Origin of the sequence: Streptomyces albiflavescens, from assembly GCF_014645835.1 — a bacterium.
GTDB classification, from domain to species: domain Bacteria; phylum Actinomycetota; class Actinomycetes; order Streptomycetales; family Streptomycetaceae; genus Streptomyces; species Streptomyces albiflavescens.
This window is the reverse complement of record NZ_BMMM01000002.1, coordinates 719,106-741,110: the sequence shown is the minus strand read 5'-3', so window position 1 is coordinate 741,110 and position 22,005 is coordinate 719,106. Positions and strand designations below refer to the sequence as shown.

Genomic DNA, 22,005 nt, shown 5'->3' with positions numbered 1-22,005 from the left:
GGGCACAGCCGAGTGCGCGCCGGACGGCACCGCGGCCGTAGGCCGTGGGCTGAGCACGACCGGGGCTGTCAGGTGGTGGACTCACCGGCGGCAATGACTTCGCCTTGCGCGGTCCACCGGCGCAGGGTGCGCCGTAGAGCCCGATCCACGTGCTGTAGGTCCGCCGGGCGGCGCGGTCGTCGTTTTCCCATTCCCCGGTGACCGCAGGGCCGTTCTCTTCGAACTGCAGGATGGCCAGGAACCTGGTCACCCCGTGGCCACCGCGGTGGAGGGCCGCGCAGCGGCGATACCGGGGTAGAACTCGGTGTCCCCGAACGGAGGCGCCAGGCAGCTAGGCATCGCTATCCGCGTCCGTCGCGCGGTCGCCGATGTGCTTGAGCTGCATGCGGGCGCTGACCCGTTCACGGGGGAACCTCGGTCCAGTAGGGGTGCGTGATGATCACGGCCGAGAGCGTCCACCTCGTCCCCGTCGGCGGGAGCGTCCGGGCAGTCCCAGATGTGCACGACGACCGAGCCGGAGCCACCCCTCTGCGGGCGCACTCGCTGCACCTTCCCCCCACCGGTCGGACGCCGCCGCGGGGGTAGCCCGATCCGTCGGGTCTCCGTCGGCTGACGTCCTGCCGGGCCGTGCGGCCGTACGATGAAGCAAGCCGTCCCGGTGGCGTTCCCCCGTGCCACCGGGACGGCTTTTCGCACGTCAGGGCGGAGGGTTCGCACCGGTCACGCGGGCGGCGTGGTCAACGTGGTCTGTTGCCAGGGCAGTTGGGATCTTTAGGCTCTGCTCATGTCGAAGCAGAAGCGGGGCAGGAAGCACCGGACGCCGCAGAAGCGGGCCCCACGTGACCTCTCGGTACCGCGTCCGCGTGCGGCGGCTGCGGTGCTGCCGGGTGGCGGGTTGCCGCTGCGGGGGAGCATGGACCATACGGCGCGGATGCTGGAGCACGCGAAGCCGGACCAGCTGGTGGAACTGGTGCTGCCGTACCTGTGGGTGGCCCTCGCGGACGGCCGTGTTCCAGCGAACGTGTGCGTGGACGCGTGCATGACGCTGCGCAACGCCTACGGCCAGCTGGGGGTGCGGGCCGAACTGCTGCCGGTCGACCTGGCGATCCGGAACAAGGACGGGGACGGGGTCCGCTACGGCTCGCTCACGCCGAGCTGGACCGGGACCTCGTGGAACGGGCACTGCGTGCTGGTGCTGCCCAACTCCCAGCGGTTCGTGGACGCCACCGTGGAACAGTTCGACGAGGTCCGTGAGATCGGAATGGGCCCGATGGTCGGCAAAGTGGCGCTGTCGCTCGCCGGGGACGGTTCGCTGATGGAGCCGGGCGCGCAGGTGGTGCTCCAGCGCGGGGACCTGGTGCTGACCTACACGGTCGCCGGGCCGCAGGCACTGGCCTCCATCGTGGAGCACCCCGAGGCGGTGGCCCACGCGGACGGTCACCGCCGCACCGGGGTGAACGTCGCTTCCTTCACCCTGGTCGCCCTGCGCGGCGAGGGTGTGCGCGGCCGGGCGATGCAGGCCCCCTACCCCAGGCTGCGGGCCCTGCTGCGGGCGGTCGGGGATGCCCCGTACGAGGCGGATGAGGCCGGGGACGTGCGGTTCTGCCTGCTCGATCAGGACGGCCGGGAGCGGTGGCTGAGGCTGGACGAGATCCCGCTGCCGGCGACCACCCCGGCCGCTTGGCCGCGCCCGTAGGCGCAGCCGTTCACGGCGGACCGAAGGATCTTGAACAGCAGGGGACGGGGGGTTGAGGCTGGTGAGCTCGCATGTTGAGATGTCGCGTATTCCGGACGGATGCGGGCCGCCGTCACTCTGCGCCAACCTCGGATGCGAGCTCGACCTCGTGGCCCGAATCGATGAGCTGGCCGGACGCGTCCAGCAACTCGCCACCGAACGGGACGACCTCAAGCGCGAGCGGGACGGCCTGGCGGCCCGGCTAGAGGAGACCGAAGAGGACTTGGCCGCCGCCCGCACCAGCCTGCGGGAGATGATCCGCCGAGACAACACCTGAAGCAGGGGGTTGAGACTTGTTCAGGGTAGTGCCGCATTAAATGCCCGATTTACTGCGGCAGAGCCGGAAGGGGCACGCGTGGGAATCGAACGGGCACCCGTGGCGGGAGTCGGTGTCAGATTCGGCGTGCAGGGCTTGTGGGCAGGGCGTGGACGATAGCGTGGTGGCAATGTGGGAGACGATTCTCGCGACCGTCAGCGGCCTCGGCGGAGCCGGCCTTGGAGCGGCCGGTGCCCTCCTGGTGCAGCGTGCGAAGCGGCGCGACGACGCCGTGGCTGCAGAAGCGGAAGCCGGGCGCGCAAAGGCAGCAGCCACGGAGGCGTATAACGAAGTCACTCTGGAGATCATTGCCACGGCGCGCGTTGCCGCACGAGTCTGGCTTATGACCTCCGAACGCGTGATATCTGATCTACAACAGGGACGGCCGGTCGACAGCGAGCGCTACGACGAACAGTTACAGGCAGAGCTGAAGGAGTTCACCGCAACGCTCTACCGTTGCATGGTCCGGCGTGCCCACAGGGACGGCATGCGTCTGCAGACCCCGCTCCTGAGGCCAGGCGTCCGCAATCGCCCCTTCGTGGACGAGCTTTCGGAAACTTCCCAGCGTATCCGCGACGCCCTCCACCACGACGCAGACACCCAGATCCAGACTGCGCTGGCAGACATTCAGACCCACGTACGCACCACCTACGACCGGATCAACACCTTCCTCATCCAGAGCACCGAAGCCATCACCAACGAGCCGCTCCCAGCCGTTTCACGCCTGAGGCGGCCAACCTCCGCCCAACTTGCCCTGGCGGAGGAGGGTCGGCGGCGATTCTTACGGGCTCGTGCCGCCTTCACGATGCTGAACGCTGCCGAACGGGAACTGCTGCGCGTCATCGCGCAGGAACCGGAGCCGGTAGCCGCCGACGGCCCCTTCCCCCTCATCGACCCTGCGGCCTTCACGAGTGACGCCGTCGAGGAAGCCCCAGCCCGCACCGCCCTGACAGAGCGCCAGACCGCCCTCGACCGAGCCGTACTCAAGCTCACGGAGGCCGGGCTAATCCAGGTTGCTCATCCCGCCAATGCGGAGCGTCGAGAGCTCGTGGAAGTCACAGTCCTCGGCCGCGCCGCGGCCGATTACGGGCTATCCATCCGCTGACAACCTCAAGCCAGACGGCGGCTGCCGAGCCAGGTACCACCATGCGCGCCGACGCGATACGCCTCAATGCGGCACGTTGACCTCGAAGGTCGTGAAGGATTTGACGACGGCTTCGGGGAACATCGGTACAGCGGTTAGCGCCGAGATTGATCATGGTCTTCTAGCACGCCGGTCGGGGGCTCGGTCGTAGCCGTGCACGGAGATTAAGGCGCGAGCCCACGCCAACCCCAGCCTGAACCTCGATGGTGGACTTTCGGCCCGGCGCAAAGCCGTTCGGTTAGACGTGACCCGCTGCCAGTGAGAGCCTGGAATTAGGAACCTCGGGGTCGCAAATCCCGGTCCCCGCTGACCGTGATGAGAGGGAAGGTTTCCATCATGCGGAAGACGAGCGGAAGGGATACGAGCGGCGGAGGAAGCACGCCTGGTGAGAAAACGATACACGCAGGTTCGGTGATGGTGGCGACCGGGATAGTCACGGCAGGGGCGGGGCTAGCAGCAAGCGCAATGGGCGGCGGTCCCCCCGGAATCGGCGGCGGAGGAATCGGCAGCGTAGGAATCGGCTTGGGAACCGGCACTATGATTGGTGGAGTGGTGCTTCTCGGTGTTGGTATAGTGCAGCGCCTGGCTGAAGGCGGGTGCTTTGCTGCTGGCACACCTATAGTCACGCCCGACGGATTGATTCCGATTGAGGAAATCCAACCCGGCGACATGGTGACGTCTGCTGGCCGGACCGGCGGCCCCATCGGCAGGGCCGTGGAGCGCACTTTTCACTCCAGGCAGGACAGCTGGGTCGACCTTGAGTTCCCTGACGAAACGGTCACCTGCACACCCAATCACCGATTCTATCTTGAGGATTGGACTCCCGCGCATGAACTACGCCCGGGTGATTTCCTCGTAAACAGTGAGGGTAAGCGGACCGAACTCCTCGGGGTAAGCCAGCGGTTTATGAAAACCACCGCGCACAACCTGCGCGTGCAGCGGAGTCACACCTATTTCGTGGGGCGCACAGGCCTATGGGTGCACAACCTAAAGATGAACGAACCCCAACCTGACCAGCCCGACGAACATCCCGACCGGTGATTTGTGCCCTGTCGGCGGCTACGTCATCGGCCTCGGTACTGGTGGGTTCGCCTATTCAGCTGTCGCCAGTTCCTCGCGGAACCCCCCTGCTGGTGACCGTGTGTGGTCACCGGAGGCGTATCGGCTCCAGGTGCGGTGCCCCTGGGAGGCGTCTCGCAGTAACACCCTCCGGGGAAGCGGGTGTTGAAGATTCCGTGGAGGCTCCTGCTGGCGCCTCGGATGTCTGCGAGGATCCGCCCTGCCGAGCGACTGTGAGTAACGGAGATGACAGTGAGTCAGGGGCAAGGGGCCACCACAACTACCAGTCAGCCTGGAACGAGCGATCCCACGCCGCACCAGCCGCCTGCCGTTCCAGGGCCGACACCCAGCGGCGAAACCACAGCCCAGCTTCCAGTAGTCCCTGAGACGGGTCAGCCCGGAGGAAGCCCACCTCAGCCGTCCACCGGAGCGCCTGCCCCGTCAGCTCCCAAGAAGCGCGACTGGATGCTGATCGCAACGATGATCGCGTCGTTTGTGGCGGCCGTTGGCTTGATTGCCACAGCTTGGACGAGCTACTACCAGGTGCAGACCTCCAAAGATCAACTTGCCCAGTCGGCGGAAGAATCGGAGAAGGAGCTCCAGTCTCAGGCCGCTCTCGTCTCCAGTTGGACGCAGATCGGCAAGGATGGTCAAACCAAGGGCTACTTCGCGAACCGGTCGCTCGACCCCATCTCCCAGGTCACCATCGGTGTTGCTGCGGGAGGAGATGGCGAGACACAGGAAGGCCTGTACCGCGGGGAAAAGGACTTGCTCGACCTCAGCGACGTACCGCCGTGCAGCCTCGTCACCATCCCGAATAGCGTGATCAGACGAGAGCAGTACTTCGCCATCGCCGGATTCTCGTTCGTGGACGTACGCGGCCAAAGATGGGGGCGCGACCGGTACAAGCCGCTGAAGGCCATGAACCTCGCCCCTGCCATCACTACGCGATCGGCCACAGAGCATCGCGTTATGGACACCTGGCAGCTCCTCTTCGGGAGCAGTGGCACCCCAGGGATGGCATCGGCACGACCCGGTTCAGTCTTCAGCGAGATCCCCGCACCCAAGCCGCTGAAAGACTGCGGCTCCGACAGTAGATAGCCCCCATCTTCGGCCTCGGCATACTGGTGAGCTCGCGTATTCAGCTCTCACCAGTTCGCTGAGGGGTCCAGCCTGGTGGTGACCGCCAGTGGTCACCGGAGGCGTATCGGCTCCAGGTGCCTCCGGCCTCGGAGGCCAACTTGGCCGTGGTGACCCGGTGGTAGCTCAGAGCCTCTGCGACGACCGGGGCGGGCATCTCCAGCACGTGCTGCCGGATCGCGGCGGTGCGACCGGCGGTGGTGGGGATGCCGATGTCGTTGAGGAGCGTCGCAAGGACGTCGGGGTGGATCGGTTGCCCGGCTCGGCGGCCGGGGAACAGCCACCGGCAGGCGTGGTTGGTCGCGGTGTTCATGTTGTCCCGGCTGTCAATCCAGCGGAACAGGAGTTCCGCGAGCGGTTCGGGAACAGGGGATGGCGGCTCGCCGAGCCGGAGAAGGGTCTGCTGCTGGGTGCGGGTGATGTCGTCCAGTGTCAGGCGGACGACGCGGCTGAGCGGCTGGGCGTAAAGCAGGACGATGCACCCCGCGACCCGGACTCGCAGAGGCATGTTCGGGTCGGTGAGAAGGCGTCCAATCAGTTCCAGGCGCTCGGTCTGCGGCATCGGTGCGGCCCGGCTGATGTGCACTGGAGGAAGCCGGAAGGGCCGGGTGAGCTTGCTGGTCGAGCACCACAGCAGGAAGTTCCGGATGGTGTTGCGGGCGTGCTGGTTGTGTTCGGCGTGCCAGGCGTCGATGCCGGTCTGGCCGCAGGTGGCGAGAGTGTGGTCCCGGTCGGCGAGCCAGTCGAGAAACGCGGTGGCCTGCTTGACCTGGTCCGCGACGCGTCTGCGGGCGGCCGGTGTGACCGGCTTCTTCTCGGCGCGGGTCCGTAGCCGTGGCAGCACCTCCCAGGTGGCGTATCGGCGGATGATCTGAGCGTGGTCGGGGTCGGGGATGCTGGCGAGGTGCTCGATGAGCCATCGTTCGAACGAGCAGATTCGTTTGTCGATGGCGGGCAAGATGTCGCAGGTCATGAGGAGTTCCCGCAGGTGGGCGGCGGCCCGCCATGGCTGGAGATGATGGAAGGCCTCGTGGGTCAGCTCGATGTCGCCTTGAGCGAGCCGCCGGAGGAGGTCAGCGGTGGAGCCGGGTTTGCCGTTACTCCTGTTCAGCCAGGCAAGGCCGGACAGTGGGCGGTCCATGGCCAGGAGCAAGTCGGCCAACGGGAGAAGTTCGGGGCGGATGCGGCCGGTTCCGTCGTCCAGCAGTTCGTCGAGCCGGTCGGCGATGGTGCATCGAGTGCAGAGCCGTGCGCGGTGGAGCTTGTCCTCCGTTCCGCAGCGAGAGCATCGGTAGGACATCATGAAGCCCGCGCAGTCGGAGCAGATCCGTCTGCCGTCGCCGGGCCGCAGGCCGGGAAGCGCTCGCTCGTCGCCGCAACCGGGACAGATGCCGCGGACCAGGAGGGCCTTGTCGTGGCAGGTGCGGCATACGTGGCCATCGGGCCAGCGGGCGGCGAACCAGCCGTGCCGCTGGCAGCGGGCGCAGGTCCTCTTGTGCCAGCGCTCGCACTCTTCCGGGGTGTAGGTCGGGCTCACGCGTCAGGCAGAATCCGGGCCGGCCGGGGGCGCAGTTTCGCGACCGCCGACGGCGGGGCCGGAACGTCGCCCGTCGCGGCCTTGCGGACTCCGGCGTTCTCGGCAGTTGTCGTGACCAGGTCGGCCGGTGTGCAGGCGAAGATGTCGCAGAACGCGGCCAGTACTTGGAGGGAAAGCCGCTCTGGGGTGCCGGAGACCAGTCGGTGGATCTGAGAGGCGGACAGCTCGATGCCCCGGTCGCGCAGCATCGGCACCAGTTCGGTGGTGGTGAAGATGCCGTGCGCGGCCATCACCTCACGCAGCTTCCACGTGTAGCCGACCTTGCGTTTCACGACTGCCTCCGGTTCTGGCTCTCCAGAGCGGCGGCGACGGTGCCGTCCAGGTGTCGTCGCAGGGTGCGGGTGCGGAAGTCCGAGCTGACGCAGGTGTAGATCGAGGTTGTGCTCGCGTGGTCGTGGCCGACCTGCTCCTGGACGAACCGCGGGTCCCATCCGTCCTCGATCAGATGCGTCACGTAGGACCTGCGGAAGGAGTGGAAGTCCAACCCTTCGTCCAGGCCGAGGGCCAGACGGTAGGCGATGAAGCGGGAGTTGAGCCGCTGGCAGCCGATGCGCAGCCCGCGCTCCGAGGGCCATGCCGCAGGGCTGCCCTCAACGCCGAACAGCGGCCGGACGTCGGTGAACCACTCGTCCAGGATGTCGGGAGTCCAGTCCCATACGGTCAGCACGGAACGACGCTTGGGAGGTGAGCCCTTCTTGGCCTTGCCAAAGCGGACCCGGCATAGGCCGAACTCGCCGTACTCGGCTCCGTGCGGGTTGCGGCCGAAGTCGGCGGCGTCCAGCATCCGCGTCTCGTTCCTTCGTGTGCCGAAGGCGTACGCGGTCTTGAACAGGGTCGCGTCACGGAAGGCCGGCAGCCAGCCCTTGCGGCCGAAGGCCCGGATGCGGGCGACCTCGTCGTCGCAGTGAGCGAAGAAGGCGTGCAACTCGGCCTTGGTGAAGGCCCGCTTCTTCGCGTCGGCTTCGTTGTCCTGGACGTGGACGGCGGTGTTCCACTCGTGCACGACCTGGACCGGGTGGGAGCCGAACCGCTCTTCGCAGGTGGTGGCCCACTCGTAGAGGGGATCGGTGGCGAAGTGGCAGAAGGCACGGACGGCTTCGGAGTACGAGCGGATCGTCGAACGCTTCAGGTCACGCAATGAGCGCAGGTCACCGAGCCACTCGTCGACCATCGCCGGCGTCCACTGCCACGGGAAGGCGTTCACGTAGGCGGCGAACGCCTTCACCGTGTTCTCCCGGCCCTCGACCGTAGAGCGGGCCAGGTTCCGCGCGAGCTGCTGGTTGGCAAAGCCGCCCAGCATTGCCGTGAACACCTGCTCTTCCGGCCGCAGCAGTGCGACCCCGTCCGCCAGGTGCAGCGTCGCCGCCCCCGGCACCGTCCCTCTGAACCTCACCGGCCACCACTCTCCGCCACTCGCATCTGATGCGAGGAAACCGCATCAGATGCGAGCCGGAGCTGAAACCGCAGACCATCCACCCCCACGAGTGACAAGGGCTCGCCACCGCCCCTTGCCAAGCGTTACGGTCACAGTCCGCTCTGACGCCTGACGCCGCTGGTCAGCCGCATAGCCGTGCATCGCCTGGGACGCGATGCGCATACCGTCGCCAGTTCGCACCCGATGCAATTGGCGGCGCTTGTAGTTGAGGTACAGAAGGTGCCGCTGAGATTGATCTTGGTCTGATCTGCCTACTGCGTGGGGGCTTCGAGCAGCGCCGGGCAGCAGATTCTGGAGGTCCGCGCGAAATCCCCTTGCGCAATGGTCAAGAAACGTTGACCATTTCTCGCATGCCTACCGATGATCTTCCCGAGACGTTTCACGTCACCACTGACGAGCAGCTGCGCGCCGTCTCCAATCTCACGCGTCACCGGATCATGGCCGTGCTCCGCTTCGAGCCGGCGACGATTACGCAGATCGCCGAGCGTGTTGGCCTTGCGAAGGGGAGTTCCAGCTATCACGTGCGGCTGCTGGAGCGGGCCGGCCTGGTGAAGGTGGTGCGGACGCGGAAGGTGCGGGGGGTCACCGAGCGGTATTACGCGATGGCCGCGCGGGCGATCGTGCTGCCGGATCCGGGCGAGGGAGGGCCGGATGTGCTGATGCGGCATGCGGTGGCGGACCTGGAGGCGGCGCCGGCGGATGGCGCACGGCACGTGCGGATGGCGCATCTGCGGCTCACCGAGGAGCAGTTCGCAGAGCTGGGGGCGCGGCTGCAGGCGCTGGCGGACGAGTACCGGGAGCTGTCCGATCCGTCGCTGCCGGACGCGTCACTCGTCTTCGCACTGTTCCACCCGGCACCGCGCCAGCAGGCCGAAGGGGACGCCGAGTGACCTCAGACATCCGGAAGCTGCCGACCGGGTTCGGACGGCTGTGGACTGCGCAGACGGTGTCCTCGCTCGGTGACGGGGTGACGCATGCCGCGCTGCCGCTGCTGGCGTTGACGTTGACGCGGGATCCGATGGCGCTCGCCGTCGTCACGGCCGCGGGGACGCTGCCGTGGCTGCTCTTAGGGGTGCTCGGCGGTGCGCTGGTGGACCGCTGGGACCGCCGGCGCACGATGTGGGTCGCGGACACGGCACGTGCGGTGCTGCTCGGGATACCCGCGGCGGCGGCCGTGCTCGGCGTGCTGAGCATTCCGCTGCTCGCGACCGTCGCCTTCCTGCTCGGCCTCGGCGGACTCTTCTTCGATACGGCCGCCACGGCCTATCTGCCGGATCTGCTCCGCCGCGACCCCGCACTCTTGGAGCGCGCCAACTCCCGCTTGCGCGGAGCCCAGACCGCCATGTCCGGCTTCGCGGGGCCGCCTGCGGGCAGTGCGCTGCTCGCGTTCGGGCGGGCGGTTCCGCTGCTCGCCGACGCGGTGTCGTTCATGCTCTCCGCACTGCTCGTACGTACGCTGCCCGCCATGCCCAGGCCCGTGCCGGAGGTCCGCGAGTCGCTGCTTCGGCAGGCGCGGGCCGGGGCCTCGTACGTCTTCCGGGACCGGGTGCTGCTCGGCCTCGCGCTCCGCCCGGCGGTCGGGAACGTCGCCTTCCTCGCTGTGGAGACCGTCCTCGCCCTCTTCGCGCACGATCGCCTCGGCATGGACACCTACGGCTTCGGCCTGCTCCTCACGGCGGAGGCCACCGGCGGCCTGCTCGGTGCAGGCATCGCCTCCTACCTCGGCCGACGACTCGGCACCGGCACCGCACTGACCTGCACAGCCGCCGTCGAAGGGCTTGCCATCCTGGGCCTGGCCGCTGCCCCGAACCCGTACGTGGCCGGGCTGGCGCTCGCCGTCTGCGGGGCCGGCATGGGCGCCACGATGGTGCTCGGGCCCTCCCTCCGGCAGGCGATCGTCCCGGCCCACCTCATGGGTCGGGTCGCCTCCACCTCCCGCATGCTGGCCATGTGCGCGGCCCCCGTCGGGGCCTTCCTCGGCGGCTGGCTGGCCACCACCTACGACGTCCGCACCCCGCTCTACGCCGCCGCCGTCCTCCTCCTGGCGATGACGGCCGTCACGGCATCCATGACCAGCAACCGCCGGGTCGAAGCGGCGCTGCGTGCCGCCGCCCCGGCCGGCGGTCCGGATCACCTGGCATCCAAGGACCCCGCCCAGGAGAGTGCACCCGACTTGTTGTGACGCCTGCCGCGACGGCGCGTCGCGGTCCACCACCGCCACCACCGCCACCATCGCCGAGACACACCTGGCCCCCTCAATTAGCGCGACCGACCCCACACCGAACTCGCCGCCGAAGAACCCCCGTTGATCTTCGTCATGCTGCACACTCCTTGCTGCGCAAGCGAAGCGGTAACACCAGGAGGTGTCATGCTGCAGATCAACACGAGCAAGGTAAGCCGCTGGGACCAGCACGGCCGTGAGCACGTCGTACGCGTCCAACGCGCGGGCGTACAGCGCACGATCAGATGCGACACCTGCGGCTGGCGCAAGGGCGCGCAGTTCCTGCCGTGGCTGAAGGCGGAGGAACATCTCGCCGAGGCCCATCAGGCGACGGTGGACCCGACGGAGGCGCCGCCGGGTCCCTAGGCTCTTCCGTCAGGCCCGCAGTCCGCGTACCAGCAGGTCGACGAGGGTGGTGAACTCCTCGTCGATGCCCGGCCGTTGCCACTCGGTTGCGTGGCGTGGGTCGTGGAAGGAACTGGTGGCCTCGAAGACGGCTCGGGCCGTGGCCTCGGGGTCGGGAGTCGTGAAGGCGCCGGTGGCGACGCCCGCCTCGACGATGCTCGTCAGCTGTGCGATGAGGTCGACGAGATGTGCGGCGACCACTTCCCGGTTCTCCCCGGCCAGCACGCCGTAGGTGGCGAAGAGCTCGGGATCGTCCGCCGCCTTGCGGCGCTTCGCCTCGGCCAGACCCCGGATCCAATCACGCAGGCGGGCCTCCGGGTCGCGGTCCTCGGCCGCGGTACCGGCGAGCGCCTGGCAGGTTCGGTCCAGCCACCGCTGTGTCACCGCCTCGCGCAGGGCCGTCTTCGTACGGAAATGGCGGTAGACGCTCCCATGGCTGACGCCGAGCGCGCGGGCCACGTCCACCACGGTGGCCTTGGCGGGGCCGTGGCGGCGCAGCACCTCCTCGGTCGCCTCGAGGATGCGCTCGGCGGTCAGTGTCTCGGTGCTCGGTGCCATGACGAAGACCGTACCTGCCGGTACCGTCAGCGCTCCGTGCCGAGGTGCGACATCTGCGCCTGCGGGTAGCGGTCGCCCGCGGCGGCACCCTCCGGCACGGCCTCCTCGATGGCGGCGAGGTCGGCGGCGTCCAGCGTCACGTCGAGCGCGCCCAGTGCCTCCGTCAGCCGCTGCCGCGTGCGGGCACCGACCAGCGGCACGATGTCCGTGTTGTGCCGCGGGCCCTGCGCCATCACCCAGGCGATGGCGATCTGCGCCACCGAGACGCCCTTCTGCTCGGCGACCTTCCGCAGGGCCTCGACGAGCGTGAGGTTGTGCTGGAGGTTCTCGCCCTGGAAGCGGGGGCTCATCGCACGGAAGTCGTTCGCGCCGAGCTGCCGGTCGGCCGTGAAGTGGCCGGAGATCAGCCCGCGCGACAGCACGCCGTACGCGGTGATGCCGATGCCCAGCTCGCGCGTGGTCGGCAGGACCTCGTCCTCGATGCCGCGGGAGATGAGCGAGTACTCGATCTGCAGGTCCGAGATGGGGGCGGTGGCCGCGGCCCGGCGGATGGTGTCGGCGCCGACCTCGCTCAGGCCGATGTGCTTCACATGACCCTTCTCGACCAGCTGGGCGATCGCGCCGACCGTCTCCTCGATGGGCACGTCGGGGTCGAGGCGTGCGATCCGGTACACGTCGAGGTGATCAACGCCGAGGCGCTGGAGCGAGTACGCGGCGAAGTTCTTCACCGCTGCGGGACGGCCGTCGTATCCGCTCCAACCACCGTCCGGGTCGCGCAGCGCGCCGAACTTGACACTGGTCAGCGCCTGGTCACGAAGCGCTGCGGGGGCCGTGCGCAGCGCCTCGCCGATCAGCATCTCGTTGTGACCCATGGCGTAGAAGTCGCCGGTGTCGAGCAACGTCACGCCGGCCTCCAGGGCGGCATGGATCGTCGCGATGGACTCGGTGCGGTCGGCCTCGCCGTAGAGCGCGGACATGCCCATGCAGCCGAGGCCGAGGGCGGAGACCTGGGGGCCGGTGGATCCGAGGGGACGGGTGTGCATGAGGACTCCTTGGGTGTCCTTGGAGGGGTGTGCAGCCACCATGACATGACAGCTGACAGATTTCAATATCTGTCAGCTGTCATCTGACATCTGTTACCTGCGACCTGCCGTTACCCGTCACCCGCCACCTGCCACCTGCCACCTGCCACCTACCGACTGCCGACTGCCGCTTCCCGCCCTCCCCTCTGAATTTGGTCCAGACCTATTGACGACAGGTCTGGACCGCGAGCACTGTCATGCCTACGACACGACACGCCCCCTCCGCGTCCCCCACCCCAGGAGGCCCCGCATGATCCGTCGCAAGCTGCGCCTGCTCGCCGTCGCACTGACCGCAGTCGTCCTCACCCCGCTGTCGATCGCCACCGCCCCCACCGCATCCGCGGCCGACGCCTGCGCGGTGAAGTCCCGCCCGTCCGGGAAGGTTCTCCAGGGCTACTGGGAGAACTGGGACGGCTCGTCGAACGGTGTGCACCCGCCCTTCGGGTGGACGCCGATCACCGACTCCCGTATCGCCGCGCACGGCTACAACGTGATCAACGCGGCCTTCCCGGTCATCCGCTCCGACGGCACCGCGCTGTGGGAGGACGGGATGGACACGGGCGTGAAGGTGGCGACGCCTGCCGAGATGTGCGCGGCCAAGGCGTCCGGGCAGACGATTCTGCTGTCCATCGGCGGGGCGGCGGCCGGGATCGATCTCAGTTCGTCCACCGTGGCCGACCGCTTCGTCGCGACGATCGTGCCGATCCTGAAGAAGTACAACTTCGACGGCATCGACATCGACATCGAGACCGGTCTCGTCGGCAGCGGGAACATCGGCCAACTCTCCGCCTCACAGGCCAACTTGATCCGCATCATCGACGGGGTGCTGTCCCAGATGCCGTCCAACTTCGGGCTGACGATGGCGCCGGAGACCGCGTACGTCACGGGCGGCAGCATCACGTACGGCTCGATCTGGGGCGCGTATCTGCCGATCATCAAGAAGTACGCGGACAACGGGCGCCTGTGGTGGCTGAACATGCAGTACTACAACGGGAGCATGTACGGCTGCTCGGGCGACTCCTACTCCGCGGGCACCGTACAGGGCTTCACCGCGCAGACCGACTGCCTGAACAAGGGTCTGGTGGTCCAGGGCACCACCGTCAAGGTGCCGTACGACAAGCAGGTCCCCGGCCTCCCCGCCCAGTCGGGCGCCGGCGGCGGCTACATGTCACCGAGCCTCGTCTCCCAGGCGTGGAGGCACTACGGCAGCAGCCTCAAGGGCCTGATGACCTGGTCGATCAACTGGGACGGCTCGAAGAACTGGACCTTCGGCGACAACGTGAAGGCCCTCCAGGGCCGTTGAGACGCCTGAGCTCGTGAGACGCCTGAGCTCGCGAAAGGCCTGAGCTCGTCAAGTGGCTCGGCACGCCGCTGGAGTGCTCAAGGCACGGGAGGCGCTCGCCCCCGGAATACCGTGTCGCCATGGTGCGCGCCGGTGGTTCCCGGACCGATCGAGCGGAGGAGCCTGCGGCTGCGCACCGGCCCCTGGCCCCGCTGCTCGCGGTCTGCGCGGGCTACTTCATGGTCATCCTGGACGTGACCGTCATCAACGTCGCCGTTCCGGTGGTGGGACGGGAACTGTCGGCCTCGCTCACCGGGATCCAGTGGATCACCGACGGCTACACCCTGGTCTTCGCCGGTCTGCTGCTCACCGGCGGCGCGCTGGGGGACCGGCTGGGCAACCGCCGGATCTTCTGCACCGGGGTGGTGGTGTTCACCGCCGCCTCGGCCGGCTGCGGACTGGCCTGGAGCACGGGGACCCTGGTCGCGGCCCGGCTGGTGGAAGGACTCGGCGCGGCTCTGATCGTGCCCGGCTCCCTCGCCCTCCTCCAACAGGCGTATCCCTCGCCCGCCGAGCGCTCCCGGGCCTTCGGCCTGTGGGGCTCCATGGCGGGCGTCGCCGCCTCCGCCGGCCCTCTCCTGGGCGGCCTTCTGGTCACCACCGTGGGCTGGCGCTGGGTGTTCTTCATCAATCTGCCCGTCGGATGCGCCTGCCTGTGGTTGACGCTGCGCCACGTGCCCGCTTCGGCCCGGCGCAGGGACCGCCCGGTGGACTGGCCGGCCCAGTGCGCGCTCATTGCGATGGTGGCCCTGTTGACCGCCGTCCTCAACGAGGCCGGACGACGTGGCTGGACGGACCCGCTGATCCTCGCTGGGGCCGGCTTGTGCCTGCCGGCAGCCGCCGCGTTCGTCCTGCGCGAGCATCTGGCCCGCGCCCCTGTGCTGCCCCTGGGGCTGCTGCGCTCCCGCCCCATGGGCGGGGGTGCGGCCATCGGCCTGCTGTTCAACTTCGCCTTCTACGGCATGATCTTCACCGCCAGCGTGTACTTCCAGCACCATCGCGGCCTGACCGCGCTGCGCACCGGGATCGCCCTCTTCCCGGCGGTGGTCGTGACCACGTTCGCCTCCGTTCTGTCCGGGCGACTGGCACGCCGCACCGGACACCGCCCGCTGGTGGTCACGGGCATGCTCCTGGGAGCGGCGGGTCTGGCCGGCTGGGCCGCCGCCGGCCCGAACCCGGACTACCTGCTGCTGGTGGCACCGATGATGGCGGCGGGCTTCGGCACGTCCTTCTCCCTCACCGGAGCCACCGCCACCGTGATGTCGGCCGCCCCGGACAAGTACTCCGGCACCGCCTCCGCCCTGTTCAACACCACCCGCCAGATCGGCAGCGCCGCAGGCGTCGCGCTGGGAGGCTCACTGCTGGCCGGTACCGCCGGCTTCACCACCGGGCTGCGGACCAGCATGGCCATCGGCGCGGCCGCGTACCTGACGGCAGCCTCCCTCGCGCTCTTCTGCATCCCACGGAAGGCACCTCGCCCCGACACCGGCTGAACGGCCGCAGGCCCGGGCAGGTACGCCGAGGAAAGGGACGTTCACAGCCCCGGGGCAGCACGAAGCCCCCGGTTCCCACGGAGGGAACCAGGGGCTTGTGCACGCGAGGCCGCGCGAACAGCCGGGTCGGCAGTCGGGTCAGCAGCCGATCAGACGCGAGGCCAGGTAGCCCTCGATCTGGTCCAGCGACACGCGCTCCTGCTTCATCGAGTCGCGCTCGCGCACCGTCACCGCGTTGTCATCGAGCGTGTCGAAGTCGACCGTGACGCAGAACGGCGTGCCGATCTCGTCCTGGCGGCGGTAGCGGCGGCCGATGGCGCCGGCGTCGTCGAACTCGATGTTCCAGTGCTGGCGCAGGGCGGTGGCCAGGCCCTTGGCCTTCGGGGAAAGCTCGGGGTTGCGCGACAGCGGGAGAACGGCGACCTTGACCGGCGCGAGACGCGGGTCGAGGCGCAGCACCGTGCGCTTCTCCATCTTGCCCTTGGCGTTGGGGGCCTCGTCCTCGACGTAGGCGTCCAGGAGGAAGGCCAGCATCGCGCGGCCGACACCGGCGGCGGGCTCGATGACGTACGGAGTCCAGCGCTCGCCGGCCTCCTGGTCGAAGTAGGAGAGGTCCTGGCCGGAGGCCTTGGAGTGGGCGCTCAGGTCGTAGTCCGTGCGGTTGGCGACGCCCTCCAGCTCACCCCACTCGTTGCCGCCGAACTGGAAGCGGTACTCGATGTCGGCGGTGCGCTTGGAGTAGTGCGAGAGCTTCTCGGCCGGGTGGTCGTACCAGCGCATGTTCTCCTCACGGAGACCGAGGCCGGTGTACCAGTTCCAGCGCTCCTGCATCCAGTACTCCTGCCACTTCTCGTCCTCGCCCGGCTTGACGAAGAACTCCATCTCCATCTGCTCGAACTCGCGGGTGCGGAAGATGAAGTTGCCGGGCGTGATCTCGTTGCGGAAGGACTTGCCCATCTGGGCGATACCGAACGGCGGCTTGCGGCGCGAGGTGGTCTGCACCTGCGAGAAGTTGGTGAAGATGCCCTGCGCGGTCTCGGGACGCAGGTAGGCGACGGAGCCGCTGTCCTGCGTGGGGCCGAGGTGGGTGGAGAGCAGGCCCGAGAACTGCTTGGGCTCGGTGAACTGGCCCTTGTTGCCGCAGTTGGGGCAGTTGATGTCCGCGAGGCCGTTCTCGGGGGCGCGGTGGTGCTTGGCCTCGTACGCCTCCTCCAGGTGGTCGGCGCGGAAGCGCTTGTGGCAGGAGGTGCACTCGGTGAGCGGGTCGGTGAAGGTGGCGACGTGACCCGACGCGACCCAGACCTCGGTGGCAAGGATCACCGACGAGTCGATACCGACGATGTCCTCACGGGAGGTGACCATGTAGCGCCACCACTGGCGCTTGATGTTCTCCTTGAGTTCGACGCCGAGCGGGCCGTAGTCCCAGGCGGCCTTCTGTCCTCCGTAGATCTCACTACAGGGGAAAACGAAGCCACGGCGCTTGCTCAGGCTGACGATGGTGTCGATCTTGTCGGCGGCCACGGTGCTCTCTTCATTACGAACGGACGAATAGGTAGGTGCGGCGCGCAGCGCCTCGATGAGGGGTGGTGGTCGGGAGACGGGCGGGCGAATGCTTCAGGTTACCGGCGGGGCCCACCCCCGTATCAAATCGGTTGGGCCCCGTGCCCGGAGTGCGGGCTTACCGACTGCTTACTCAAGGGCTTGTTGACAATCGTTTCCAGATTTGTTGAAAATGACTGTCATGAACGTACGACGACGCCTCATATCGGGGTCCGCGGTTGCGGCGGCCACCGCCCTCGGTCTCGGCACCCTCTCAGCCTGCTCGGGTTTTGCCGCGGCCGACGGCAAGAGCAGCGGGAAGCTCGACGTGGTGGCGTCGTTCTACCCCATGCAGTATCTCGCCGAGCAGATCGGCGGGACGCATGTGAAGGTCACGAATCTGACCCAGCCCGGTCAGGAGCCGCACGACCTGGAGATCAGCGCCCGGCAGACCGCGCAGCTCCAGGAGGCGGATGTCGTCCTCTACCTCAAGAACCTGCAGCCGGCCGTCGACGACGCCGTGGCGCAGTCCGAGGTCAAGACCAAGATCGACGCCGCGTCGCTGACCACGTTGGAGAAGCACGGCAACGAGGTCGGCGGGCACGCGGCCGCCCACGACGACACCGAGGGCGAGGAGAGCGGCGGCACCGACCCGCACATCTGGCTCGACCCGGTGCGGTACGCCGAGGTCGCCCAGGGTGTCGGCAAGGCCCTGGAGAAGGAAGACCCGGACCACGCGGCCGACTACAAGAAGAACACCGAAGCCCTGGTCAAGAAGCTGGACGGCCTCGACACCCAGTACAAGGACGGGCTGGCGGACACCAAGACCAAGGTCTTCATCACCACGCACGCCGCCTTCGGCTACCTCGCCGAGCGCTACGGCCTCACCGAGGAGGCCATCAACGGCCTGGACCCTGAGTCGGAGCCCAGCGCGAACCGCGTGAAGGACCTTGAGAAGATGGCGAAGGCCGACGGAGTCTCCACGATCTTCTACGAGACGCTCGTCAGCGACAAGACCGCCAAGACCGTCGCCGACGACGCGGGCCTCGGGACCGACGTCCTCGACCCGATCGAGGGCATCACCGACAAGTCCAAGGGCAACGACTACCTGCAGGTCATGGAGTCGAACCTGAAGGCTCTGCAGACGGCTCTCGGCACCAAGTGATCACCGTGGAGGACGCTGTGAGCGAGCCCGTCATATCCCTGCGCGGCGTGACCGCCGAGCTGGGCTCGCGCCCGGTCCTGCGGGGCATCGACCTCACCGTGCACCGCGGGGAGGTCGTCGCGCTGCTCGGCGCCAACGGCTCCGGCAAGTCGACCGCCGTACGCAGCGTGATCGGCCAAGTCGCCGTCAGCGGCGGGGAGATCGAGATCTTCGGCACCCCGCGGCGCCGTTTCCGGGACTGGCACCGTGTGGGGTACGTCCCGCAGCGCACGACCGCCGCCGGTGGCGTGCCCGCGACGGTGACCGAGATCGTCTCCTCCGGGCGGCTGTCCCGCGCCCGTTTCGGCATGCTGCGCAAGGCCGACCACGAGGCCGTACGGCGGGCCCTGGAGCTCGTCGGAATGGCCGACCGCGCCAAGGACTCGGTGAACGCGCTGTCGGGCGGCCAGCACCAGCGCGTGCTGATCGCCCGCGCGCTCGCGTCCGAACCCGAGCTGCTGATCATGGACGAGCCGATGGCGGGCGTCGACCTGGCCAGCCAGGAGGTGCTGGCGGCGACCCTGCGCGAGCAGGTCACCCAGGGCACCTCCGTCCTGCTCGTCCTGCACGAGCTGGGCCCCCTGGAGCCGCTGATCGACCGCGCGGTCGTGCTGCGCGACGGCTGCGTCCTGCACGACGGCCCGCCCCCGCAGGCGGTCGGCCAGCACGCGCTGCCCGGCCACGACCACGTACACCCGCACGCGGCTCACGATGCCGAACCGATCCGGACGGGACTGCTGAGCTGATGGACATCCTCGACTACGCCTTCATGCAGCGGGCCCTGCTCGCCGCCGTCCTGGTGGGCATCACCGCGCCCGCCGTCGGCATCTACCTCGTGCAGCGCCGCCAGGCCCTCATGGGCGACGGAATCGGCCACGTCGCGATGACGGGAGTCGGCCTCGGCTTCCTGCTCTCGGCCAATCCCGTGTGGATGGCGACGGCCGTCTCGGTCCTCGGCGCCGTCCTCATGGAGCTGATCCGCTGGTACGGCAAGACGCGCGGCGACATCGCCCTCGCCATGCTCTTCTACGGCGGTATGGCGGGCGGCGTGATGTTCATCAACCTCGCGCCGGGCGGTTCGAACGCCAACCTGACGACGTACCTGTTCGGCTCGCTGTCCACCGTCTCCGAGTCCGACGTGACGGCGATCTGTCTGCTGGCCGCCTTCGTCGTCCTCGTCACCCTGGGCCTGCGCCGGCAGCTGTTCGCGGTCAGCCAGGACGAGGAGTTCGCCCGGGTGACGGGGCTGCCGGTACGCGCCCTGAACCTGCTCACCGCCGTCACGGCGGCGGTCACGGTGACGGTCGCGATGCGCGTCGTCGGCCTCCTGCTGGTGAGCGCGCTGATGGTGGTCCCGGTGGCCGCGGCGCAGCAGCTCAGCCGCAGCTTCGCCGCCACCTTCGCGATCGCGGTGGCCATCGGCGTGAGCGTGACCATCGGCGGCACCGTGACGTCGTACTACCAGGACGTGCCGCCCGGCGCGACGATCGTGCTGCTGACGATTGGCGCGTTCATAGCGCTGACGGCGCTGGCGACACCGCTGGCCCGACGCCGGGCCCGGGCACTCGCCGCCGCGCAGGCCGCCGGGGACCCGGCAGAGTGCGCGATTCCGGCCACGCGCGGCCAGGAGACGAAGGTCGGCGTCTGACTACGCACAGTCCGGACTGGCACAATGGCCGGGCAAGGGCAGACGCGAGGAGGCAACGGTGACAACCGCTGGATCGCCCGTACGGGGCCGTTCCACCCGGCAGCGTGCCGCCGTGGCGGCGGCGCTCGACGAGGTGGACGAGTTCCGCAGTGCGCAGGAGCTCCACGACATGCTCAAGCACAAGGGCGACTCCGTCGGGCTCACCACCGTGTACCGCACGCTGCAGTCCCTCGCCGACGCCGGCGAGGTCGACGTCCTGCGCACCTCCGACGGCGAGTCCGTCTACCGCCGCTGCTCCACCGGCGAGCACCACCACCACCTCGTCTGCCGCGTCTGCGGCAAGGCCGTCGAGGTCGAGGGCCCGGCCGTCGAGAAGTGGGCGGAGGCGATCGCGGCGGAGCACGGGTATGTGAACGTCGCGCACACGGTGGAGATCTTCGGCACGTGCGCGGAGTGCGCGGCGGCGAAGGGCTGAGGGCTTCACCGGGTCATAGGGGCCTTGGCCGGGTCACGCGGACCTTGGCCGGCCACACGGACCTTCGCCGGGTCATACGCGGGTCAGGTTGCGGTCGAGTATCGCCCGCAGCCGCGTCACATCCGAGCGGGCCTGCGCGGCGCCGCGCTTGGGCAGCGCGGCGAAGCCGATGGCGTTCTTGTCGGAGCTGAGCAGCACGAAGAGGTTCGCCGTCTCCCGGTAGCGGGGATAGGCCGCCCAGTTCACCGATGTCGTGGTGTCGTCGGTCGTCACCGTGACCCCGGCGTCCGTCACCGTCGCGCGGAACTGACCTTGCCGTTCCGCGAAGCGGTACAGCTGGCGTGCCTGGAGCCGAGGCGTGATCGCGACCACCAGCCCGTAGACGAACAACCCGACGAGCGGCGGGAGCGGTGCCGCCGCGCCTCCGGCGATGTGGGCCGCGATCTGCAGGGCGAACAGGACGGCCAGGGCACCGAGCACCCACCACTGTCTTCGGCTCGCCCTGCTGACGCCTCTGCGCGCTCTCAGCGCCGCCGCCAAGTCCTCGACGGTCGGCCGGTACTCCAGCGCAACCGTGTCCGTCTCCGGCAGCTCCTGCTGCGCTGCCCCCTGGTCCCCGACCACGGCCCCTCCCCAGTTCTGTGGTGATGAGCCGTGATCGTAGCGGCAGGGTCCGACAGCGCCGCTCGGGGCTCGGGGACTACGAACCGTCGCCCTGCATGGCCCGCTCCATCGCGAGCAGTTCCTCGTTCGGGACGGCACCGCCGAAGCGGCGGTCACGGGAGGCGAACTCGACGCAAGCCCGCCACAGGTCGCGCCGGTCGAAGTCCGGCCACAGCACGTTCTGGAAGACCATCTCGGCGTAGGCGCTCTGCCAGAGCAGGTAGTTGGAGGTGCGCTGCTCGCCGCTCGGCCGCAGGAACAGGTCCACGTCCGGCATGTCGGGGTAGTAGAGGTACTTCGCGAAGGTCTTCTCGCTGACCTTGGACGGGTCGAGCCGCCCCGCCTTCACGTCCTCCGCCAGGGCCAGCGCGGCATCGGCGATCTCGGCGCGACCGCCGTAGTTCATGCAGAAGTACAGCGTCAGCCGGTCGTTGTCCTTGGTCTGCTCCTGGGCGACCTGGAGCTCCTTGGCCACCGACTTCCACAGCTTCGGCATCCGGCCCACCCAGCGGACCCGGATGCCGAGTTCGTCGAGCTGGTCTCGGGTCTTGCGGATGAAGTCGCGGTTGAAGTTCATCAGGAAGCGCACCTCGTCGGGCGAGCGCTTCCAGTTCTCGGTGGAGAAGGCGTACAGCGAGATGGCGCCGACCCCCATCTCGATCGCGCCCTGCAGCACGTCGAGGACGCGCTCGGCACCGACCTTGTGCCCCTCGGTACGCGGCAGCCCACGCTCCTTGGCCCAGCGTCCGTTCCCGTCCATGACGATCGCCACATGGTTCGGCACCAGCTCACCGGGGAGCTTCGGCGCGCGGGCACCGGACGGATGCGGTTCCGGCGTCCTGTACTCGCGGCGCTGGCGTCCCAGGATCCCGCGTACGACCATGTGCTTCTCGTCTCCCTCTTGCTTGCGTGTGTGGTGCTTGCTTCTCTGCGTAACGACGTGCGTGTG

22 protein-coding genes are annotated in these 22,005 nt (G+C 68.6%); 14 read left to right on the top strand and 8 right to left on the bottom strand.

From position 1 onward, the window contains the following. Positions 1-784: 784 nt before the first annotated feature. The 5 genes from IEY95_RS08210 to IEY95_RS08190 all read left to right on the top strand — a co-directional run bounded on the left by IEY95_RS08210 (position 785) and on the right by IEY95_RS08190 (position 5,355). Positions 785-1,696: a hypothetical protein gene (locus IEY95_RS08210; RefSeq protein WP_189185200.1), complete on the top strand. Its 912-nt coding sequence runs from the start codon at positions 785-787 to the stop codon at positions 1,694-1,696. A 148-nt stretch (positions 1,697-1,844) separates the two neighbouring features. Then, the gene (locus tag IEY95_RS08205; RefSeq protein WP_189185199.1) at positions 1,845-2,012 is read left to right on the top strand and encodes a hypothetical protein; all 168 of its coding nucleotides are present in this window, start codon (positions 1,845-1,847) and stop codon (positions 2,010-2,012) included. A gap of 169 nt (positions 2,013-2,181) precedes the next feature. Beyond that, a complete protein-coding gene (locus tag IEY95_RS08200) occupies positions 2,182-3,156 on the top strand; it encodes a hypothetical protein (protein WP_189185198.1) in 975 nt (324 codons plus the stop codon). 588 nt (positions 3,157-3,744) lie between these two features. Continuing rightward, on the top strand, positions 3,745-4,236 hold the full coding sequence (locus IEY95_RS08195) for a Hint domain-containing protein (RefSeq protein ID WP_189185197.1): 492 nt from the start codon (positions 3,745-3,747) through the stop codon (positions 4,234-4,236). Positions 4,237-4,719: 483 nt separating this feature from the next. After that, the gene (locus tag IEY95_RS08190) at positions 4,720-5,355 is read left to right on the top strand and encodes a hypothetical protein (RefSeq protein WP_189185196.1); all 636 of its coding nucleotides are present in this window, start codon (positions 4,720-4,722) and stop codon (positions 5,353-5,355) included. 40 nt (positions 5,356-5,395) lie between these two features. Here IEY95_RS08190 and IEY95_RS08185 read toward each other — a convergent pair whose 3' ends face one another. The 3 genes from IEY95_RS08185 to IEY95_RS08175 are packed head-to-tail and all read right to left on the bottom strand — an operon-like array spanning position 5,396 to position 8,384. Then, positions 5,396-6,931, bottom strand: coding sequence for a site-specific integrase (locus tag IEY95_RS08185; protein ID WP_189185195.1), 1,536 nt, complete (start codon positions 6,929-6,931; stop codon positions 5,396-5,398). Continuing rightward, a complete protein-coding gene (locus IEY95_RS08180; RefSeq protein WP_189185194.1) occupies positions 6,928-7,263 on the bottom strand; it encodes a helix-turn-helix domain-containing protein in 336 nt (111 codons plus the stop codon). The genes IEY95_RS08185 and IEY95_RS08180 overlap by 4 nt, the downstream gene beginning before the upstream one ends. After that, positions 7,260-8,384, bottom strand: coding sequence for a tyrosine-type recombinase/integrase (locus IEY95_RS08175; RefSeq protein ID WP_189185193.1), 1,125 nt, complete (start codon positions 8,382-8,384; stop codon positions 7,260-7,262). The genes IEY95_RS08180 and IEY95_RS08175 overlap by 4 nt, the downstream gene beginning before the upstream one ends. 392 nt (positions 8,385-8,776) lie before the next feature. On the opposite strand from IEY95_RS08175, the gene IEY95_RS08170 reads away from it, so the two are divergent. The 3 genes from IEY95_RS08170 to IEY95_RS08160 all read left to right on the top strand — a co-directional run bounded on the left by IEY95_RS08170 (position 8,777) and on the right by IEY95_RS08160 (position 11,013). After that, complete coding sequence (locus tag IEY95_RS08170) at positions 8,777-9,316, top strand: ArsR/SmtB family transcription factor (RefSeq protein ID WP_189185192.1); 540 nt, start codon at positions 8,777-8,779, stop codon at positions 9,314-9,316. Next, a complete protein-coding gene (locus tag IEY95_RS08165) occupies positions 9,313-10,608 on the top strand; it encodes an MFS transporter (RefSeq protein ID WP_189185191.1) in 1,296 nt (431 codons plus the stop codon). The genes IEY95_RS08170 and IEY95_RS08165 overlap by 4 nt, the downstream gene beginning before the upstream one ends. Positions 10,609-10,794: 186 nt before the next feature. Then, positions 10,795-11,013, top strand: a complete 219-nt coding sequence (locus tag IEY95_RS08160; RefSeq protein WP_189185190.1) for a hypothetical protein — start codon at positions 10,795-10,797, stop codon at positions 11,011-11,013. A 9-nt stretch (positions 11,014-11,022) separates the two neighbouring features. Here IEY95_RS08160 and IEY95_RS08155 read toward each other — a convergent pair whose 3' ends face one another. Both IEY95_RS08155 and IEY95_RS08150 read right to left on the bottom strand, forming a co-directional pair. After that, positions 11,023-11,610, bottom strand: a complete 588-nt coding sequence (locus IEY95_RS08155; RefSeq protein ID WP_189185189.1) for a TetR/AcrR family transcriptional regulator — start codon at positions 11,608-11,610, stop codon at positions 11,023-11,025. Between the two features lie 26 nt (positions 11,611-11,636). Beyond that, positions 11,637-12,653, bottom strand: coding sequence for an aldo/keto reductase (locus tag IEY95_RS08150; protein WP_189185188.1), 1,017 nt, complete (start codon positions 12,651-12,653; stop codon positions 11,637-11,639). A 289-nt stretch (positions 12,654-12,942) separates the two neighbouring features. Between IEY95_RS08150 and IEY95_RS08145 the strand changes: the two genes are divergently transcribed. Together IEY95_RS08145 and IEY95_RS08140 are read left to right on the top strand one after the other, a co-directional pair. Continuing rightward, positions 12,943-13,995 carry a chitinase gene (locus IEY95_RS08145; RefSeq protein ID WP_189185187.1) on the top strand — a complete coding sequence of 351 codons (1,053 nt, stop codon included), beginning with the start codon at positions 12,943-12,945 and terminating at the stop codon, positions 13,993-13,995. 182 nt (positions 13,996-14,177) lie between these two features. Beyond that, a complete protein-coding gene (locus IEY95_RS08140; protein WP_268240441.1) occupies positions 14,178-15,527 on the top strand; it encodes an MFS transporter in 1,350 nt (449 codons plus the stop codon). 138 nt (positions 15,528-15,665) lie between these two features. Here IEY95_RS08140 and IEY95_RS08135 read toward each other — a convergent pair whose 3' ends face one another. Beyond that, entirely contained in the window at positions 15,666-17,048 is a 1,383-nt protein-coding gene (locus IEY95_RS08135) for a glycine--tRNA ligase (protein WP_189185185.1), read from the bottom strand. 220 nt (positions 17,049-17,268) lie between these two features. Here IEY95_RS08135 and IEY95_RS08130 point away from each other — a divergent pair, with 220 nt between their 5' ends. The 4 genes from IEY95_RS08130 to IEY95_RS08115 are packed head-to-tail and all read left to right on the top strand — an operon-like array spanning position 17,269 to position 20,393. Beyond that, on the top strand, positions 17,269-18,231 hold the full coding sequence (locus IEY95_RS08130) for a metal ABC transporter substrate-binding protein (RefSeq protein WP_189185184.1): 963 nt from the start codon (positions 17,269-17,271) through the stop codon (positions 18,229-18,231). Positions 18,232-18,248: 17 nt separating this feature from the next. Further along, positions 18,249-19,016, top strand: a complete 768-nt coding sequence (locus IEY95_RS08125; protein WP_189185183.1) for a metal ABC transporter ATP-binding protein — start codon at positions 18,249-18,251, stop codon at positions 19,014-19,016. Beyond that, complete coding sequence (locus IEY95_RS08120; protein WP_189185182.1) at positions 19,016-19,918, top strand: metal ABC transporter permease; 903 nt, start codon at positions 19,016-19,018, stop codon at positions 19,916-19,918. The genes IEY95_RS08125 and IEY95_RS08120 overlap by 1 nt, the downstream gene beginning before the upstream one ends. Positions 19,919-19,976: 58 nt before the next feature. Further along, positions 19,977-20,393 (top strand): Fur family transcriptional regulator, encoded by a 417-nt coding sequence (locus IEY95_RS08115; RefSeq protein ID WP_189185181.1) that lies wholly within the window; start codon positions 19,977-19,979, stop codon positions 20,391-20,393. Positions 20,394-20,465: 72 nt separating this feature from the next. On the opposite strand, the gene IEY95_RS08110 is transcribed toward IEY95_RS08115, so the two are convergent. Next, the gene (locus tag IEY95_RS08110; protein WP_189185180.1) at positions 20,466-21,017 is read right to left on the bottom strand and encodes a YcxB family protein; all 552 of its coding nucleotides are present in this window, start codon (positions 21,015-21,017) and stop codon (positions 20,466-20,468) included. 76 nt (positions 21,018-21,093) lie between these two features. Then, entirely contained in the window at positions 21,094-21,939 is an 846-nt protein-coding gene (locus tag IEY95_RS08105; protein WP_189185179.1) for an isoprenyl transferase, read from the bottom strand. Positions 21,940-22,005 lie beyond the last annotated feature (66 nt).